The 17,277-nt window shown below is 34.6% G+C and carries 15 protein-coding genes; 10 read left to right on the plus strand and 5 right to left on the minus strand.

Going from position 1 to position 17,277, the window contains the following annotated elements:
* Positions 1–384 precede the first annotated feature (384 nt).
* The 4 genes from C5Q98_RS07330 to C5Q98_RS07345 are packed head-to-tail and all read right to left on the minus strand — an operon-like array spanning position 385 to position 3,614.
* Complete coding sequence (locus C5Q98_RS07330; RefSeq protein ID WP_106012978.1) at positions 385–747, minus strand: DUF3139 domain-containing protein; 363 nt, start codon at positions 745–747, stop codon at positions 385–387.
* A 48-nt stretch (positions 748–795) separates the two neighbouring features.
* Positions 796–1,479: an ABC transporter ATP-binding protein gene (locus C5Q98_RS07335; RefSeq protein WP_106012979.1), complete on the minus strand. Its 684-nt coding sequence runs from the start codon at positions 1,477–1,479 to the stop codon at positions 796–798.
* Positions 1,480–1,494: 15 nt separating this feature from the next.
* Positions 1,495–2,589, minus strand: a complete 1,095-nt coding sequence (locus C5Q98_RS07340) for a hypothetical protein (protein WP_106012980.1) — start codon at positions 2,587–2,589, stop codon at positions 1,495–1,497.
* The gene (locus C5Q98_RS07345) at positions 2,586–3,614 is read right to left on the minus strand and encodes a hypothetical protein (RefSeq protein WP_106012981.1); all 1,029 of its coding nucleotides are present in this window, start codon (positions 3,612–3,614) and stop codon (positions 2,586–2,588) included. Before C5Q98_RS07345 ends, C5Q98_RS07340 begins: the two co-directional genes overlap by 4 nt.
* A gap of 396 nt (positions 3,615–4,010) precedes the next feature.
* Between C5Q98_RS07345 and C5Q98_RS07865 the strand changes: the two genes are divergently transcribed.
* From C5Q98_RS07865 to C5Q98_RS07380, 7 genes are all read left to right on the plus strand, one after another.
* Positions 4,011–4,139 (plus strand): virulence RhuM family protein, encoded by a 129-nt coding sequence (locus C5Q98_RS07865; RefSeq protein ID WP_341457373.1) that lies wholly within the window; start codon positions 4,011–4,013, stop codon positions 4,137–4,139.
* A gap of 62 nt (positions 4,140–4,201) precedes the next feature.
* Positions 4,202–6,004 (plus strand): FtsW/RodA/SpoVE family cell cycle protein, encoded by a 1,803-nt coding sequence (locus C5Q98_RS07355; RefSeq protein WP_106012982.1) that lies wholly within the window; start codon positions 4,202–4,204, stop codon positions 6,002–6,004.
* Positions 6,001–7,440 carry a penicillin-binding transpeptidase domain-containing protein gene (locus C5Q98_RS07360; RefSeq protein ID WP_106012983.1) on the plus strand — a complete coding sequence of 480 codons (1,440 nt, stop codon included), beginning with the start codon at positions 6,001–6,003 and terminating at the stop codon, positions 7,438–7,440. The genes C5Q98_RS07355 and C5Q98_RS07360 overlap by 4 nt, the downstream gene beginning before the upstream one ends.
* 80 nt (positions 7,441–7,520) lie before the next feature.
* Positions 7,521–7,781 (plus strand): DUF370 domain-containing protein, encoded by a 261-nt coding sequence (locus tag C5Q98_RS07365; RefSeq protein WP_273473731.1) that lies wholly within the window; start codon positions 7,521–7,523, stop codon positions 7,779–7,781.
* Between the two features lie 141 nt (positions 7,782–7,922).
* Positions 7,923–8,600, plus strand: coding sequence for a guanylate kinase (gmk, locus tag C5Q98_RS07370; RefSeq protein WP_106012984.1), 678 nt, complete (start codon positions 7,923–7,925; stop codon positions 8,598–8,600).
* 271 nt (positions 8,601–8,871) lie between these two features.
* Positions 8,872–9,507: a DNA-directed RNA polymerase subunit omega gene (gene rpoZ / locus C5Q98_RS07375; RefSeq protein WP_106012985.1), complete on the plus strand. Its 636-nt coding sequence runs from the start codon at positions 8,872–8,874 to the stop codon at positions 9,505–9,507.
* The gene (locus tag C5Q98_RS07380) at positions 9,507–10,919 is read left to right on the plus strand and encodes a glycine--tRNA ligase (RefSeq protein WP_106012986.1); all 1,413 of its coding nucleotides are present in this window, start codon (positions 9,507–9,509) and stop codon (positions 10,917–10,919) included. The genes rpoZ and C5Q98_RS07380 overlap by 1 nt, the downstream gene beginning before the upstream one ends.
* 143 nt (positions 10,920–11,062) lie before the next feature.
* Here the strand turns inward: C5Q98_RS07380 and C5Q98_RS07385 are convergent, their stop codons facing one another.
* Positions 11,063–11,662 carry a TM7S3/TM198-like domain-containing protein gene (locus C5Q98_RS07385; protein ID WP_158695745.1) on the minus strand — a complete coding sequence of 200 codons (600 nt, stop codon included), beginning with the start codon at positions 11,660–11,662 and terminating at the stop codon, positions 11,063–11,065.
* 95 nt (positions 11,663–11,757) lie between these two features.
* On the opposite strand from C5Q98_RS07385, the gene C5Q98_RS07390 reads away from it, so the two are divergent.
* From C5Q98_RS07390 to C5Q98_RS07400, 3 genes are all read left to right on the plus strand, one after another.
* The gene (locus C5Q98_RS07390) at positions 11,758–14,676 is read left to right on the plus strand and encodes a tetratricopeptide repeat protein (RefSeq protein ID WP_106012988.1); all 2,919 of its coding nucleotides are present in this window, start codon (positions 11,758–11,760) and stop codon (positions 14,674–14,676) included.
* Positions 14,677–14,798: 122 nt separating this feature from the next.
* Entirely contained in the window at positions 14,799–16,250 is a 1,452-nt protein-coding gene (locus tag C5Q98_RS07395; protein ID WP_106012989.1) for a tetratricopeptide repeat protein, read from the plus strand.
* A gap of 174 nt (positions 16,251–16,424) precedes the next feature.
* Positions 16,425–17,261, plus strand: coding sequence for a hypothetical protein (locus C5Q98_RS07400; protein ID WP_106012990.1), 837 nt, complete (start codon positions 16,425–16,427; stop codon positions 17,259–17,261).
* Positions 17,262–17,277 lie beyond the last annotated feature (16 nt).

A 17,277-nucleotide genomic window follows, 5' to 3' on the forward strand; every position in this document is an offset into this window, starting at 1 on the left:
AAGACAATCACTTGTTAATTTCTCAATATAATATTCAATTTAATAAAAAGTGAGAAATTAAAGCGAAACACTAACTTGTAGTGATATGAAATAAGTTAAATAATACTTTTTTCCTTTGTCTTGATGTCGCGTTATTAGAAATAATTTACTCCTTTTAATAAACATTATTTCTGCGAACTCATGAGATATTATATCTTTTTCTCAGAAAAATCAAGTTTATGGGTTACAAGGTGGTATATTAGAGTGTTTTGAGTCTGGTTATACATAGGAAAATAGGGCATATAGCTGTATTTATGAATTTTTATATTTGACAAGAAAAAAGAGAGAACCTAGTCTCTCTTTGAATGTTTTTATTTGAAAATATTTAGAAGTGTAGATTCTACATTACCTTAGTTCCTTATATTTTCCGCCTTGTACATTTGCGATGCCGTCTTTAGAAGCCTCAAATCTTACCGTGTTATCAATTCCAAAGTCATTGATCTTGAACAAACGATAATTGTAAAAATATTCGTATTCTGGATCATCTTTAAATTTAACTCTGAAATTATAACCACCAGTTTTTAGTGGATCCCAACCTAGCTCCATGCTTTCTATATTTTCTTCTTGGGCACCTTGTTTATACATGTAGTCTTTAACATGATTAATTGCGATTAAGCGATATATGCCTAACTCAAAGAATAAGAATAAAGCTAAAAGTATAGACAAAACTATTAATGTTTTAAAGAAAATGCCTCGCTTTTTTTTCATAGAGTTACCTCCTGTGAAATTATAAATATTTATAACTGTTAAGCCGTGTTAAACAGTAATCTTCCCATCATCCAGAACTATCACCTGATCGCATAAATCTGCAAGATTCTCATTATGAGTAACCATTATTAGAGTTTTGCCTTCCTGAACTAAACCTAATAACAAATTCATTATATTATTACCATTTTCTGTGTCCAAAGATCCTGTGGGTTCATCAGCCAAAATTAGATTAGGATTCATAACCAAGGCTCTAGCTATGGCTACACGTTGTTTTTCTCCTCCAGAAAGAATTTCGACTTTAGCTTTTGCTTTTTCTAGTAGTCCGACTTTTTTTAATGCACTTTTTATTATTTCAAGACGTTCTTGGCGTTTGTATTTTTTGGGACTGTAGTTGAAAGGTAGATTTACATTAGCATAAACAGATTCATTCTCGATTAAAGCATAGTTTTGCACTATAATTCCTATTTCTTGATTACGGAAGTTAGCACGTTTTTCGTCAGACCAATTACTAATATTTTCTCCGTTATAGATATATTCTCCTGAATCTGCATTTAATAATAAGGCAAGTATGTGGAGCAATGTAGTTTTACCAGAGCCTGAAGAGCCCATTATAGCTAAGCTTGTGCCTTTAGTGACCTGTAGATTTACCTTATCTAAAACAATTTGCTCGTTGTCGCCATTTTTGTAGCTTTTACTAATGTTTTCTATTTTTAATAATGTGTTTTTATCCATGTCTGCCTCCAGAACTTATTGACTAAAGTTTCTAATGATTTTATTCAGCGAGTTCGTGTTTATCAACCTTTTGTTATTTATATATACAGAGAGAGCGAAAATGAGGTATATGATTAGTGCTGGCAAAGGATTGAAATTGCCTGCATAAAAAAGTGGTGGTAGTACAAAAATGGATATTATTATCATGGGTGGTAACATTATGAAAGTAATAAACAACAAGAGCCTAATTCGCAAATCTTTTACAGAAGATCCTACAATTTGGTGAACTGCAAAAGTTCGCATTGAATTATTAATTAATTCTCTTAGGAAAACATTTAACCCAAAAAATATAATTATTAAATAAACTACAATGAAAATTAAACTCAAAGAATGTCCTAAATTGCTTGATACAACCTTTTGAAATACTTCAGAAGCTTTTATAGGATAAGCATAATTACATAATTCGTTCTCTACTAAATTCCTGCATAAATCTAAAACTTCATTACTATCTAAATCATCAGCAACCCTTAAGTTATCCCAAAATAAGTAAGGATTTTGTACGTATTTATTAAGATCTTGTGTGTTTAAAATAAGTAATTTTTTACCACCAAGATCAATGGGGCCTGCTTTGCTTATGATATGAGTAGAATTTGGAATAGAACCTAAAATTTTAGCTTTTATCTTTAATAAGCTTTTTTCTGACTCATATTCTATGAATGTGCCTTTTTCTGCTTTTACACCGTCTCCAGTAAATATTACTGGCTCAGTGTATGTGCCATTTAATTCTATAGGTAAATTAATATTTTTAATGAATTCAAAAGGTTTCTTGCTCGAAACTATAACAAAATCATTATCTCTATAAATAGCTCCATATAGTTCTTCGTTCATCTTGTCATTATCCGATTGATGGCTATTTAAGGTGGGGAAAGTATTTAAAAAGTGTATATTCTTACCCTGAATATATTTTTGTTTTGCAATTGGGTTGTAAATTTCTGTTGCGTCTAATGAAACACCAAGCACAAAAAATACGAACGTAAAGCAAGTTACTAATAGGATATTTATAAATAGAACATATATAATATTCTTTCTATAGTCTTTTAAAGCATATTGGATTATTTTGTTAAAACTCATAGTCGTTCTCCGTTTCGTTTGAAAGATAAGGAAAAGTACATAATGCTATCTATTACGATAACAACTAATATTAAGATAAAGACTAATGTTAAAGACTTGATATCAATATAGAAAAAATTAATAGAGCCGTTTTGGGCATTAAGTATGTCTAAAACAAGTAAGATAAGAATTGGTCCTAAACTACCTATAAATATTTCCTTTAATCTTCTGAAAATGAAGAATTTATATTCACTTTTCTTGCTTGCTCCTAATGCAAATTTAATAAGTTCACGCCTTCGGTTATTTCGTATTTCTAATTCCGTTGCAATCAATAAGAATAATAATGATGAAATACTAGCTAGTAAGAAAACTAGTCCCCATTTATCCGACAAGCTTATTAGAATTATTGATTTAAAAAGAGTAACATCGTTGACTTCAACTGAAACTTCCTGTGATGAAGCTTTTGAAAGAATGTCACTTATTGTATCTAAAAAATTTTTGTCTGTTGAAGAAAAGTACCATTCACTAGAATGTAAAGTTTCCATTTTAGAGAGAGGGACTATAACTTTATTTTCTCGATTAAGATAAGGACTATTTTTATCTATAACACCAATTGCTCTATAATTCTTGTCTAAATAAGGAAAGTTTTTTTCATTGGAGAAATAATATTCTAATCCAGTGTCTGAAGGAACGAGAATATTATTTTCTGCTTCCATATTGTTAAAATCTGCCTCAGTAAATGAGCTACCTTTGATTAAATAGTTGGATTTGGTGTCAGGAGTTTCATAAATATAAATAAAAGGCGTACCATCTCTGGGGTAAACAACTGCACTGGAGTTAAATTTTTTCAGGGTTTTTAATAATTTCTGGAGATTTTCTTCTAGCTTTGAATTACTGCTGCCAGTAATGTAGGTAGAGCTATAATTATCACTACCAGAAAACTTAGCCTCAGTTTTTATAGAGAAGCTTACGTATGAAACGTATATGCATACGCTAAAGACCAAGCAGGCTACCCAAAATATTATTGATTTATTTATTTTTCCCATTGTTCATACCCAGCAGAATAAGTCGTACATAAAATTTTATTTAGAATACATTTGTATTTCGTAATAGTGTAAAACTTATCTTTACCATAATAGTATTGTAAATTGGAATAGATGTTTAGGTCAATTGTTTAATTGTTATAAATATCATATTAATTTTTGTGCAATGTAAACATTAAGCTCTATTTAAATCATCTTCTGCTGAATACTTGACTTTATCGCAACTTACGGTGATGACCAGGAAACTATTGAAATTAGATATGAAGATGAAAATATTTGCCTAACACAGAAGATGATGGCAACGCTTTATGATGTTAGTGTCTCAGCAATAAATCAGCATCTTAAAAAATATTAGATGATAATGAACTAGATGAAAATTCAGTTATTAAGAAATACTTAATAACTGCAAGCGATGGAAAATCATACCATACAAAACACTATAACCTACAAGCTAATATTGCAATAGGATTTAAAGTAAATAACAAACATGACATTCAATTCAGAAAACAGCTACAAAAAACGGTATAATTTAAATAATCTTAATTTTTATTAGAATATGATAATAATAACTATACGAGCTTGGAGGGAGTATGAATATTAGTTCAATTGCATATCTTTTACGTTATGTATTAGCACTATTTGTTTTTGTAGTTGCTTTTAAATTGCTAAAATCAGCGATAAAAGAACTACGTTGGTCTATGCGCCACAGTTTGCGCCCTGCTCAGGGATACTATCTTTTGGGGCAAAAGTCTGATGGAAGTACCATTAGCTTGCCTTTATACCACACGACTAACATTGGTAAAGCTCGCTCTAATGACTTGAGAATAAATAATCCAGATATTTCAAGACACCATGCCGTGATTTATCGCTACGACAATAACTGGTTTATTAGACCACAAAATATGTCGGCACAGTTTAGCGTTAATGGCGAACCGGTCAAAGGAGAGACCCAACTTAAAAATGGTGATTACATAGATTTCTATGTAAGTAAGTTTGCTTTTGTTGATGAGCCAATGAATGCGGAGGCTAGAGGCGAGGTTTATGAAGAGTCTGATTATGACAACGAAGCTTTCCTTAGAGCGGTCAAAAGGAATTCTAACCCACCTTATGTAGAATGGTTGTTGATTAATCTATTTACGGTTCTTACAAGTGCAATAATTTTCTTTAGCGTGCCGGATTTGGAGGAGCTTAGAAAAGGCTATTTAATATATACAACCACTGCCTTACTAATCACTGACTTTATATTCTTAATTCTGCCAGTCATCTTAAGATATGCAGATAGGATACTGTTCTTGGCAGCTGCTCAATTGTCTGTAATTGGAGTGGCTATCCAGGGAAGATTAAACTTGATATCTAACCCAGCTTATATCAGAGCTGAGGCAGAGGGCTCAGTTGAAGCTATGCAAGAAATAGCTCAGGTCATGTTCTCCAACTATAGAACACAGATTATAGCTCTGTGCATTGGAATGATAGCCTTGATAATAGGGGCAATAATAGTTGCAAAAACTAAGGTCCTTGAGAACATGTTAGTCTTCTGTGCTGTCATTACACCACTATTGCTAGTAGTAACATTAATTTTCGGTAGAGGTGGAGATACTCATGGTGCTACACTCTGGCTAAGTTTAGGTGGGCACTCGCTACAATTGACAGAGTTTGCTAAGATTTCTTATCTAATTACTTTAGCAGGATTCTTTAAAAATAGACCACCGCTAAGAACTCAGGTTAAGTTTGCAATTTGGGCGGCAGTAGTTTTCTTCTTGTACTTATTACTACCAGATTTAGGTTCGCTAATGATTCTTGTTCCAACAACCTTGATCGTATTTGTCATTATGACTTCTGAATATATCAAGACAGCCTTAATTCTTGTAGCAGCTGCTGTTATGAGTGTTGTAGGATATGGATTGTTTGGTCACGTTCGTAGAAGAATTGATGGTTGGACATCTCTTTGGACAGAAGTAAATGACTCTAATAGACAAGTAGTTTACGGTCTCCAAGCTATGGGACGAGGAAATATCTTGGGTAGAGGCCTAGGAAATGGTAGTCCTGGTGGTATACCATTGGCCAAATCTGATATGATTTTCTCAGTCATCTGCGAAGAGTTTGGTATTATCGTTGGAATATCAATTTTTGTAATTTTGTTTGTAATTCTTCTAAGAGGTTTTAGAACTAATATTCTAGCTAGAGATGGTTTCTCTTCAGCTTTAGGTCTAGCTTTGGGTACAGTCCTCTTCGTTGAGGCATTGGTAGTTATTGGGGGAACTACAGGTTTAATTCCTTTGACAGGTGCGACACTTCCTTTCATTGCAGCAGGAGGTAGCTCCATGCTGGCGAAATGGATAGTTATTGCATTGCTACTGGGACTCGCATCTAGACAAGAAGGGGGTAAAAGATGAAACAGTTAATGAGAAATGTTAGGTTAGTTTTAACTTTTTTACTTGTATTAGCAATAGTCTTTGGTGCAGGTCTGTTTTATCAAATGCATCAGAGTCAAACTGTTTTGCTTGCAGTTGCAGGTGAAAACAAGGAGTCTTTGCGCCAACAATATGCTCAAGCGGGTACAATTTACTCTCAAGAGGGAGTTAAACTAGCGTATTCAGATGCTGATGCGGAGAATAGATATTACGTAGAAGATCCTAATATTCAAATGGCGGTATCTCACTATGTTGGAGACTATACCCACCACATGAGTAATACAGTTGAGACTTTGTATCAGAATGAGTTGCTGGGCAAGAATCGTGGCATGATCGAACAACTTATTCTTGATGTTAGTGGTAAAGGTCTAGAAGGCGATAACGTTCATTTAACTATTGATGCAGCTTTATCCGGTTACGCTAGACAATTACTAGGAGATTATAGAGGTTCAGTAGTATTGATGAATTATGAGACTGGGGACGTGCTAGGAATGGCTTCAACTCCAGCGACATATATGGAAAATATAATTAACTATGAGAATTTACCTGACTCGTCATTGTTTAACCGTAGCTTGAATGGTGCTTATGAACCAGGATCTACCTGGAAAATCATGACTGCGGCAGCTTGGATAAATTCCAATGCTTATGACCCTGAATTAGTCATAGAATCAGATGGTTCACCTTTGGTCCCTAATGGTGCCTCTGACCACGAGAGCAAGAATATGTACGGAAATTATGACCTGAATAGAGCCTTTACAAGATCTAGTAATGTTTTCTTCGGGCAATTATCAGTGTTAATGGGACAAAAAGATTTCAGTAATTATTTGAATAATAGTGGTTTGTCTAGTATTAAATCAATTAATAGATTAAGTGTTGGTCCTGCGGTTATGGATAGTTCTGCAGCAGCAAATGATCAAGGTTTGTTGAGTTGGTTTGGGACAGGACAACCGGTAGGAGAATTGAAGTTGAATTTCTCTCCATTAGAATTGGCAAGCATTGGCTCAGCTGTAGCTAATGGTGGTAAGTTACTCCAACCAAACATGATCAAATATATTGAGAATCCTATAGGACAAAAGAAAGAAGCGGCTAATACCAAAGTAAATTCACAACTTTTTAGCCCTGAGGTTGCTAATAATTTGAAGAGCCTGATGATAAATGCTATTCAGTCTGAAGAAACTATTCAGTATGCTGCAGGGATACCAGGATTCACTGTAGGTGGTAAGAGTGGTACAGTTCAGAGACAAGGTGCAGATGGTGGAAGCACAAACTCATTGTGGATTGGTTTCGTTGATAATGCAGATTATCCATATGCTGTAGCTGCAGTTGTAGAAGGTTCTAATGATACTAATGCAACAGCAATTTATATAGGAAATAGTCTTTTAGCACAGGCAATTAATCTTAGAAATGCTGGTCATTAGCAAGTGTTAAGCTAGTTGTTTTTTGAAAAAAATGCTAATGCAAGACTAAATTAAAACGAGATAGATAAAGAGGTGAAGAATTGGATATAAGCAGAGCCTTTAGTTTAATTGGATATGGAAACTTGGTACAAACTAGTAGAATTCTAGCAATGGTTGGGCCAGACTCAGCTCCAGGAAAGCGTATGATCCAGGATGCGAGAGATAGATTTGCGCTGATTGATGCCACTGCAGGTAAAAAAACTAAAACAGTTCTTGTAATGGATTCAGATCACGTGATTTTATCAGCCTGGGATGCGGAGAAGATACTTGCAAATCAGGTCCTGCCAGAAGAGAATGCGTAATAGCTCAAAATAAAATTTTAGTTTATAATAGGTCAACAAAAGAAAACGATTGATAAACGCTGAGAAAACGATTGTATAAAAAGCAATTGAGCCTCAAAGATAACAATCAATTAGAAAATTAATAAACAAGGTGGTAGAGATATGCTAGAACGTCTACGTGGTGATTTACATGATGATGTTATCGAAGGTATCGTCCAAACATATAGAGAATATCCAACAACAGGAATGTTGGTCTGTGTATCAGGTCCCTCAGGTGTAGGTAAAGGTACAGTAATAGCGGCTCTTAAGAAAATTATGCCAAGTCTAGAACACTCTATATCAGTTACAACTAGAGAACCTAGAGAAGGTGAAGTGGACGGAGTAGACTATTATTTCCGTACAAAAGAGGAATTTGCCACTATGCTAGAGAATAACCAGATTTTAGAGCATGACGTCTATGGTGGAAATTTCTATGGAACTCCACGTGAAGCGATTGAGAGAAGAATTGGTTCTGGTGAAGATATTATTATGGACGTAACTGTACCAGGATCTCTTTCTGTATTGGATAAATTTTCTACATCTTGTAATATTTTTCTTTTACCACCGTCTTTAAGTGAGTTAGAGAAACGTCTACGTGAGCGTGGTACCGAAACTGAAGAGAGCATGATTTTCCGCTCCAAGAAAGCTATTGATGAAATTAATCAGGCAACTAAGTTTGACTATATTTTAATTAACAAAGATGTAGAGCAAACAGCTAGAGAGATTCATCACATTTTAATTGCCGAGAAACTTAGAGCTGTAAGAAGACCAGGCATTGAGAAAGTTGTTTTAGGAAGATAATATTATATATTGCCAACAAGCATGATTTTAATCTTAAGGTTTTTATCGAGTGAAAATGACTAAAACTGTAAAAACCCTGAAAATGCTTGATTATGCATGTATAATGTAGTAGTTTATTAGCCTGAATTGAATATATAATTATATTAATTTTATATTTTAGTGAAATTTAAGTCGAAAAATTAAAACTAGCTGATTAAATAAACACTTATTGTATTGGAATATTTAACGAATTAACTATTAAACAAGTGAACACAAAGAGGAGGAAACATAAATGTTAGTAGAACCACCTATTGAAAAATTACTACCAAAGGTAGAGAACCGTTTTGATCTCTCAATTTTGGTTGCTAAACGTAATAGAGAATTAATTGATGGTGCAGAACCAATGGTCAAAGAAGGTGACGACGAAAGTCTAGTTTCTATTGCATGTAGAGAAATTGCAGAGGACCAAGTAGTATCAGTCCCAGGTAATGTTGAAGCAACAGTACCATTGAGAGAATCTCTATTGGCAGAAATAATGGCTGAACAAGAAGAAGAGACAGATGCAGATGACTGGCAATCTGAAGGTCCAGACCTAGAAGACGAACTTGTACCAACCCCTGTATCTAAGATTAAAGTTATCAGCGAAGCTGATATGTTTGAAATTCCAGAAGATGAAGACCTTGATGAAGAAGATGATGAAGGTCTAGACTTGGATTCAGATGATCTTGATGAAGAAGTTCCAGTTAAGAGCAAGAAAAAATCAATTGTCGAAGATGAAGACGAAGATGAAGAAGATGATGAAGATTTCGATCTAGAAGATGACGACTTTGAGTCTCTAGATAGCTCAATTGATGACTTTGCAGATGATGAAGATGACGATTTCTTATCAGGCTTCGAAAATTATGATTACGATGAGGATGATTTATAATGGCTAATAAAGTTACTATGGATGAATTAGTTGCATTGGCAAAAAACCGTGGCTTTATTTTTCCTGGTTCTGATATTTATGGTGGACTAGCAAACTCCTGGGACTACGGTCCTTACGGTATTGCTCTTAAGAATAATATTAAGAAAGCTTGGTGGCAGAAGTTTATCCAAGAGAGCCCATATAATGTAGGTATTGATGCGGCAATCTTGATGAACCCAAGAGTTTGGGAAGCTTCAGGACACTTGAGCAATTTCAATGACCCATTGATAGATTGCAAAAACTGTAAAACACGTCATAGAGCGGATCAGTTGATTGAGGCATGGTGGAATACCGAAGCAGGAGCAAGCGCTAAAGATGCTGCAGATAGACCATTATTAGATGCCTTGTCCAATGAAGAACTAGTTGCATATATCAAAGCTAATGACATTATCTGTCCGAATTGTGGAAAACACGATTTCACTGATGTTCGCCAATTCAACTTAATGTTTAAGACATTCCAAGGTGTTACAGAAGATTCTCAATCTGAGATATATTTGAGACCAGAGACAGCTCAAGGTATTTTCGTAAACTTTAATAATGTTCAAAGATCTTCACGTAAGAAAATTCCTTTTGGTATCGGTCAAATAGGTAAATCTTTCAGAAACGAAATTACACCAGGAAACTTTATCTTTAGAACTAGAGAGTTCGAACAGATGGAGTTGGAGTTTTTCTGTGAACCAGGAACAGATGATGAGTGGTTTGAATACTGGAAGTCATACTGCTTCAATTTCCTGCTTGAAATTGGCGTAACTGAAGAAAATCTACGTATGCGTGATCACGATCCAAAAGAACTTTCTCACTATTCAAAAGGTACAACTGATATTGAGTATAAATTCCCATTCAACTGGGGAGAACTCTGGGGTATCGCTAACAGAACTGATTACGACTTGACCCAACATATGGAACACTCTAGCCAGGATATGAATTACTTCGATCCTGAGAAAAATGAGAAATATGTCCCTTATGTAGTTGAGCCATCAGTCGGTGCAGATAGATTATTGCTTGCAGTGTATGCTGATGCCTATGCAGAAGAAGAGTTGGAAGGTGGAGATAGCAGAAGTGTTTTACGCTTCCATCCAGCAATCGCACCAGTTAAAATTGCAATCTTGCCATTGTCTAAGAAGCTTACTGAAGAAGCTGAGAAATTACACGAACTACTCTCACCACATTATGCAGTGGAATTAGATGAGCGCCAAAGTATTGGTAAACGTTATCGCCGTCAAGACGAGATCGGAACACCATACTGTGTAACAATCGACTTTGATTCATTAGAAGATAATGCTGTAACAATTAGACATAGAGACACTATGGAGCAAGTAAGAGTTCCTATCGCAGAATTGCTAGATTGGTTCTCAGGTAAGTTTGATTTGTAATTAAAGGCTTCGAAGAATTACCAATTAGCTAAATTAATTAGATGAAAAAGTCCTATATTTCCTAGAAGAATGAATTTTCTTCACCGGATGCATAGGACTTTTGTTTTTCTCGTATTATATGTGTGAACTATATACTATGTGATTTATTCGTGTTTTTTCTGGTAAAAGTATCCTAAGAGCGTAAGGATAACGACAATTACTAAGAATATTAAATCTTGGCTAACCCCAAAGAAATTACTAAATATAGCAACATCCTGTACAGGCTGATTTTTCAGCTGGTAGTAAAGCGCCACCGAACCATCAACAAGTAGCGCCGAACCGAGGAATGAAGTTGCAATAATAATAAAAGTATTTCTCCAACTATGAATTAAGAATCCACCAATAACAGCTAATAAAATTGGTATTAGATAGGTATATTCCATGTTGAATATACCCATGAGATATTCTGCGACCTTCCAACCTACAACAGCTCCAGCTATGACAAAGCTAAACTTAAACATACTTGCTAATAAGATTGCACCGATCAAACCGAGAATTGCTGGTACTGCTATACTAAGTGTGGAATTATTGAATATATCTGCTTTTGCAGCGTACATTACTATATGTCTACCTAGAGTGACACCACCAATAAAACCAGAAACCGTTAAGAATAATCGAACAGATTTGTTACCCCAAAACAGGAAGATAATAGCAATAATTAATTCAACAATAATTGAGATTATCGGCTCATTTAAATCAAACATAAATAAAACTCCTTGCGCATTAGTACGCATTAGTATAACAAAAACAGAGCAATTAGGTTATAATAAAGTAAATTATTTTTGGATGGGAAATGCTTATGGATACAAGAACAAATGGTTCTTTTGATAATAAAAATAATAAAGATAATGAAAATAACAGATCTGAAAGGCAAGAGAAGTTAGATATTTCTCAAAATTTGCGCAGGGTTAATTTAGAAGTCCCTAAATCAGAGTCAAGAGACCCAAGAGAACAAAATAATCAGAATAATAAAAATCAAGAAATAATTAGAGATGCAAATGCTTACAGACCTAATACTGATAGGCCTGCAGCTAAACCTGTCTCTAATCCTAAATCTGAAACCAATCCTGTTTCTACAGACAAATCCGAATCTAATCCAAGTCCAAAAAATTCCAATAATACACATCCAGAAAAAAGCAATAGAGAAAATAATTTTAATAATAAATCACAATCTAAGACAGAGGAAGCAAAGAGATTTTCTAAACAAAAAGCTCAAGATGAGGAAGTAAGACAACCTTCTAAGTCAAAACCTCAAGCAGAAAAAGCTAAAGAACAAGCAACAGCTAAAGAGCAAGTAACAGCAAAACAAGCAACAGCAAAACCTGAAACAAAGAAATCAGAAATTGAAACAAAAAAATCAGAACAGCCTGTTGAAGCAGAAGCGAAATCTCAAAAGGAAGTTGAAGAAACAACTAAGCTTTTCTCCTCTGATGAAATGAGACAAATCCAAGAAGCAGAAGCTAAAAGAGAAAAATCTAACAAGTTTGAAGATGCAGAGCCTGAGGATAATTTCGAAGAGCCAGAACCTGAGAAAGAAGAGGGACCATCTAAGTTTGCTCTGGTTATGAGTAACTTGGGTGAAAAAGTTGGTGCTTGGAACAAAAAGCAACAAGCTAACTTCAAAGCCTGGAATCAACGTAGAAAAGAAGAAGCAGCTAAGCGACAAGCAGAAAAAGAACTAGAGCGTGAGCGACTAGAGCAAGAACAAGCAGAGGCTAGAGCGGAGGCTGAGAGATTAGCCGAACTAGCAGAAGAGAGAGCTTTGCAAGAACAATCAGAACAAGAAGAGTGGTCACGTTTGTTAGGTGTTGATGAGCAGAGACGTAACAATGAGGCTGATTCTGCCAGAAACTCATCAAGAAATATCTCTTCAGAGACAGAGTTTTATAGAAGTTCAGAAGCTCAAGAATCAGATGACGTCAAAGAACTAGAAAGAACTAAAGAGGCAGCAAGAACTAAAGAGGCAGAAGTCGAGAGTAATAGCGAAAAACTCTTTAATCAATATCGTCAAAAACAATTAAATAATTGGAATAACCCACAAGACTATTATGTAAGCAATAAAACAAGCAAGTCTAGTGGTAAAAACAATCAACAATCTGAAAACACCTGGACCAGAAGCCTAAAAAATGCTGGCCGTAATATAAGCAGCAAGTTTAGTGAATTTAGAGATAACCTTATCAAGAAGAGTGAAGAGGGAGGCTCTCAAGCTAAAGGAGATCAAGGTTTAGGTGCCAAAATTAAGAATGGCATGGAAAACCTATTTATAAAAGCACAAACCAAACATCTTGTCATGTTGGGTATAGCATTTATAGCTTTAATAATACTAATCTTTTTCCTAATATTTAGGAGCCCAATATCTGATTTCAAGGATGCTTTAGCACGTAGAAATTATCAAGAAGCTGGTCAAGCTTATGAGAAATATATAGGCAATAGCAAAAAAACAAGTGCAGCAGAAGAAGAATTGACTAATTACATAGCTAAGCTCAAGGATAATGCTATCAGTGGAAACACATCATTTGCTGCTACATACTCAGTACTTGAGACAATGAAGGGTACTCAGCTGAATCAAGGCAACGCCCAAGCTATTATTGACAAGGCTTTGGAAGAAATTATTAACTTGCAAGAGGTCAATAGATATTATGAAAGTGCTGTCAGCAGCTTGAATAGCATGGATGTAAAAGCAGCTATAAGAGGCTTTAACCGAGTAGCTGAAGCAATACCAGGATATAAAGAAACTAATAAATACTTGGCTCAAGCTAAGAGTAATTATCGTGAAGAAGTAATGAAGAAAGTCAACACTCTTCAATCCCAAGGCAAGTACACAGAGGCGGATAAGCTTTTAGATGAAGGCTTGGAATTATTACCAGATGATCCAATTCTGCTTAAGTCTAAAGAGTCTAACAAGAGCGAAGCAGAGAGTAGTTTAAGTAAAGAAGTTAAGGAACAAGCAGAAAGATTTTTCCGTGCTGGTAAATTCAACGAACTATTCAAATCTATAGATGATGCTTTGAAAGCCTCACCAAATGATGAGTCAATTAAAGGTCTAAAAGCTGAGTTCGAGACTAAATATGCTGAGAGCATAATTAAGACAGCAGACAGTATATTTAATCAAGATAGCAAGGATGCTGCTTTGGAAAAAATTGCTGAAGGGCTAAAAATCTTACCAGACAATATTCTTTTGCAACGTGCGAAAAATAGATATGAATTCAATCTAGATGCGAGTGATGAAGAAATTGAGATACTAAGAGGTAAGAAAGATAAAGACTCAGAAGAGACAGAGCCTGATAAAGATAATGAAGAAGATAATTCTGAGGATGAAGAGCAAGATGCTTCAGATGGTCTATCTAGAGGAAATCATGTAGATGCTGCTGGTAATCAACATAATAATGCTGTTGTTCTAAGTCATGATTTCGATGGAGACACTTCAGTTGTAGATCAGCAAAGATTTGAAAACGTTAATGGTGGTGCTACTTTTAAAGGTGAGATAGCAATTGGTCAAATAGATGCTCCAACTCAAATCTACTATCAAGTATACGCTTCTAGCAATTTATCCAGTCCATTGTACAGTGGTAGCTTATCAGCCAGCCCAGATAACGCTGGTGGCAAATACAGTATTAGCGTCAATGTACCAAGTTCAGGAGAGAACTATTTTATAGTTAATATTAATTATTTATCCGGTAAAAGTATAAATGTTGTCCTGGATTTAGGATATAAATAGAGTCTATAAATAGAGTCGCAATGGCTTAAGTGGTGCAAATAAGTACAAGTAATCTAACATTCGGATAGCTTTGCTTGGCTAAGAATTACAAGATAATCAGCAAACTATATAGAGGTTTAGATATGAAAACAATATACAGTACAAATAGAGCAGGTAAGAGTAAGTGGACAGTGAAAACATTTGGGCAAGTCACTGTGCTTGCTTTGCTTATAATTGCTTCAATGTTTTTAGCCGGCTGCTCTAAATCAAAAGACTATCTAAAAGAATTTAATACAGCTTTAGAAGAAAATAGATTAATTGATGCTAATAAAATTTTTGTGAAAGCAAAAAATGATCCGGAATCTAATGCTAATAATGAGGACTATCTTGCAGCAGTCAAGCCTTATCTAGACAAAGTTATCAGTAATTATAAAAGTGATGCAATAAATTATGATCTAGCAATGGTTGAGTTAGATAATTACCTACTTGGTAAAGAATTCTCAGTTGTTGTAAGTGAGACGGTTGAGAATTACAAAAAAGAAATTAGTACTGTTGATACTAATGCTCAACTCCAGGCAAATGCAGAAACATTTAGCAAGGTTGGAGATTACCTGCGCAGTATTAGATATTATGAAGAAATCTTAAAAAACGATCCTGAAAATGAACAGGCAAGTCAAGGAAAAAGTGCTGCTGCTACTGCATATACTAACGGGGTTATAGCCAAAACTAAGCAGGAGATTAATGCCGGTTACCCAGCCACTGCAATAGTTTTAATAGAGCAAGCTAATGAAGTTGTACCAGAAAACGAAGAACTCAAAAACTTACGTAAGCAAGCCGAAGATAAAATTAAAGAACGAAAAAATGCAATCCAAAAAGTAATTATTAAAAATACCATTGATTCCTATCTCTACAATGCTAACTTCAAACAGGCAGAAGAATTTATTGCGAGTTTGAAAGCTAAAGGTTTGGAAGTAAGCGAATATGAAACTCGTCTTGAAGAAAGTAAGAAAGAATATATTAATGCAATCCTTAATGATGCTGCGAGTCTAGCAGGATCCTTGAGTGGTCGTTGGCAAGAGAATCCTTATTCCCAAGCTATAGCTAAGCTGGATGAGGGACTTGCAATGTTCCCAAATAATCAGGCTATGCAAGATGCCAAAGCTAAATATGAGAGTATGATTCCTACAAACCTATCTAAGAGTATTTACGATAGGGAAGGTAAAGTTGAGTCAGGAGCAAGAGGTAAGGATGCAACAGGGTTTGACCACAGTCCAAGTGACTTTAACAGGGCAGTCTACGTGAGACCAGATGCAAGCTTCAAGTTTGATGTGGATAATAATAATGTACGAATTTTAGCCATACCACAAACTGATGATGAGAATGTTTATAAAGGTGCGCAAATGGAAATTAAGATCAATGGATCTACGGTTTATGAATCCAAAATATTCTCAGATAGCACTAGTGAATTATTATTTGAGTATGAAGTCGAACCCGGTGCTACAGTAGAGATTAACGTGCTCCAAAGTGGTTTTGCTTCATTCTTTGACAAGATTTTAGGCAGAAATGGTGTTTATTTCGAGATGTTCGGGTATTAGGTTTAAATTAGAAGTAATTTAATGGTAAAAACAATAAGTCTATTTGTGTATTTTACACTAATATGTAAACTGTTTTTGATTGATTTGTAGAAATGACGCTTTTAAATTGACATAGAAAATTGTCTCCCATACCATAAACTTATGGTAGAACTATGCAATTAAGGAGAGTGAGACATGAGTAGAAATTTAACTAGAATCTTAAATAGAAAACAAACACATATTGCAATTTATGTTCTCACTCTCCTTTTATTAACGCTAGCAATAATAGAGACATTAATTTACAGATACAAAGGTGTGTTTTACTTTGAATTAGGAGCATCATGGGATTATTTTACAGTAGATTCATTGTCGTCCGCCTTGTATTTATCTTATACATATACTTATTTGATAGTTTTTGGTGTAGCTTTAATTCCACCATTAATGGTGTCCGATTTGTACTTTTTAGACAGAAAACAGGGAGTGCTAGTAACTTTATTCACTAAAGAGAGCAAAGTTAAGTACTTTTTAATGGGTGCCTTGAGTAGTTTTGTATCTGCTTTTGTTTTGATGTTCTTTGTTATGAATATATACAAGATTTATTTGTTTATAGTTTATCCTTATGATCCATCATCTGTATACAATGTTTTAGGTAGATATAGTGAGGATTTAGTATATTTAGATGCTAGCCTTTTGCCACATCTGGCAGGGTACAACATGTATCTTTATAATTTCGTTATAGATTTACTAATTTCAACCTATGCGGGTTTAGTTGCAGGAATTGCATATGCTTTTTCAATGCAAAATTTTAAAAATAAGCTTGTTGCAATTGGACTTCCGGGAGTTATGATAATCATTTCAGGCTTGTTCTCAGAAGTCTTTATTGGTTCCAAATACACTCATTATAATACAATATTTGCTTTTGGTATAAAAGGTAGGAGTATTACCACAACATTAATATACTTTTCTATACTGATATTTGTATTCTTGTTGCTATTTATTTGTGGCTTGTGTAGAAATAGAGAATATAAATGATTCATATGTTGGGGTT

Origin of the sequence: Fastidiosipila sanguinis (assembly GCF_002998295.1) — a bacterium.
Classification (GTDB): domain Bacteria; phylum Bacillota; class Clostridia; order Saccharofermentanales; family Fastidiosipilaceae; genus Fastidiosipila; species Fastidiosipila sanguinis.

Excerpts from the sequence above, each read along its gene's own strand:
- rpoZ (WP_106012985.1), top strand. The coding sequence starts at position 8,872 with ATGTTAGTAGAACCACCTATTGAAAAATTACTACCAAAGGTAGAGAAC.
- C5Q98_RS07385 (WP_158695745.1), bottom strand. The coding sequence starts at position 11,662 with ATGTTTGATTTAAATGAGCCGATAATCTCAATTATTGTTGAATTAATT.
- C5Q98_RS07395 (WP_106012989.1), top strand. The coding sequence starts at position 14,799 with ATGAAAACAATATACAGTACAAATAGAGCAGGTAAGAGTAAGTGGACA.
- C5Q98_RS07335 (WP_106012979.1), bottom strand. The coding sequence starts at position 1,479 with ATGGATAAAAACACATTATTAAAAATAGAAAACATTAGTAAAAGCTAC.
- C5Q98_RS07355 (WP_106012982.1), top strand. The coding sequence starts at position 4,202 with ATGAATATTAGTTCAATTGCATATCTTTTACGTTATGTATTAGCACTA.
- C5Q98_RS07400 (WP_106012990.1), top strand. The coding sequence starts at position 16,425 with ATGAGTAGAAATTTAACTAGAATCTTAAATAGAAAACAAACACATATT.
- C5Q98_RS07340 (WP_106012980.1), bottom strand. The coding sequence starts at position 2,589 with ATGAGTTTTAACAAAATAATCCAATATGCTTTAAAAGACTATAGAAAG.
- C5Q98_RS07330 (WP_106012978.1), bottom strand. The coding sequence starts at position 747 with ATGAAAAAAAAGCGAGGCATTTTCTTTAAAACATTAATAGTTTTGTCT.
- C5Q98_RS07380 (WP_106012986.1), top strand. The coding sequence starts at position 9,507 with ATGGCTAATAAAGTTACTATGGATGAATTAGTTGCATTGGCAAAAAAC.
- C5Q98_RS07345 (WP_106012981.1), bottom strand. The coding sequence starts at position 3,614 with ATGGGAAAAATAAATAAATCAATAATATTTTGGGTAGCCTGCTTGGTC.
- C5Q98_RS07390 (WP_106012988.1), top strand. The coding sequence starts at position 11,758 with ATGGATACAAGAACAAATGGTTCTTTTGATAATAAAAATAATAAAGAT.
- gmk (WP_106012984.1), top strand. The coding sequence starts at position 7,923 with ATGCTAGAACGTCTACGTGGTGATTTACATGATGATGTTATCGAAGGT.
- C5Q98_RS07360 (WP_106012983.1), top strand. The coding sequence starts at position 6,001 with ATGAAACAGTTAATGAGAAATGTTAGGTTAGTTTTAACTTTTTTACTT.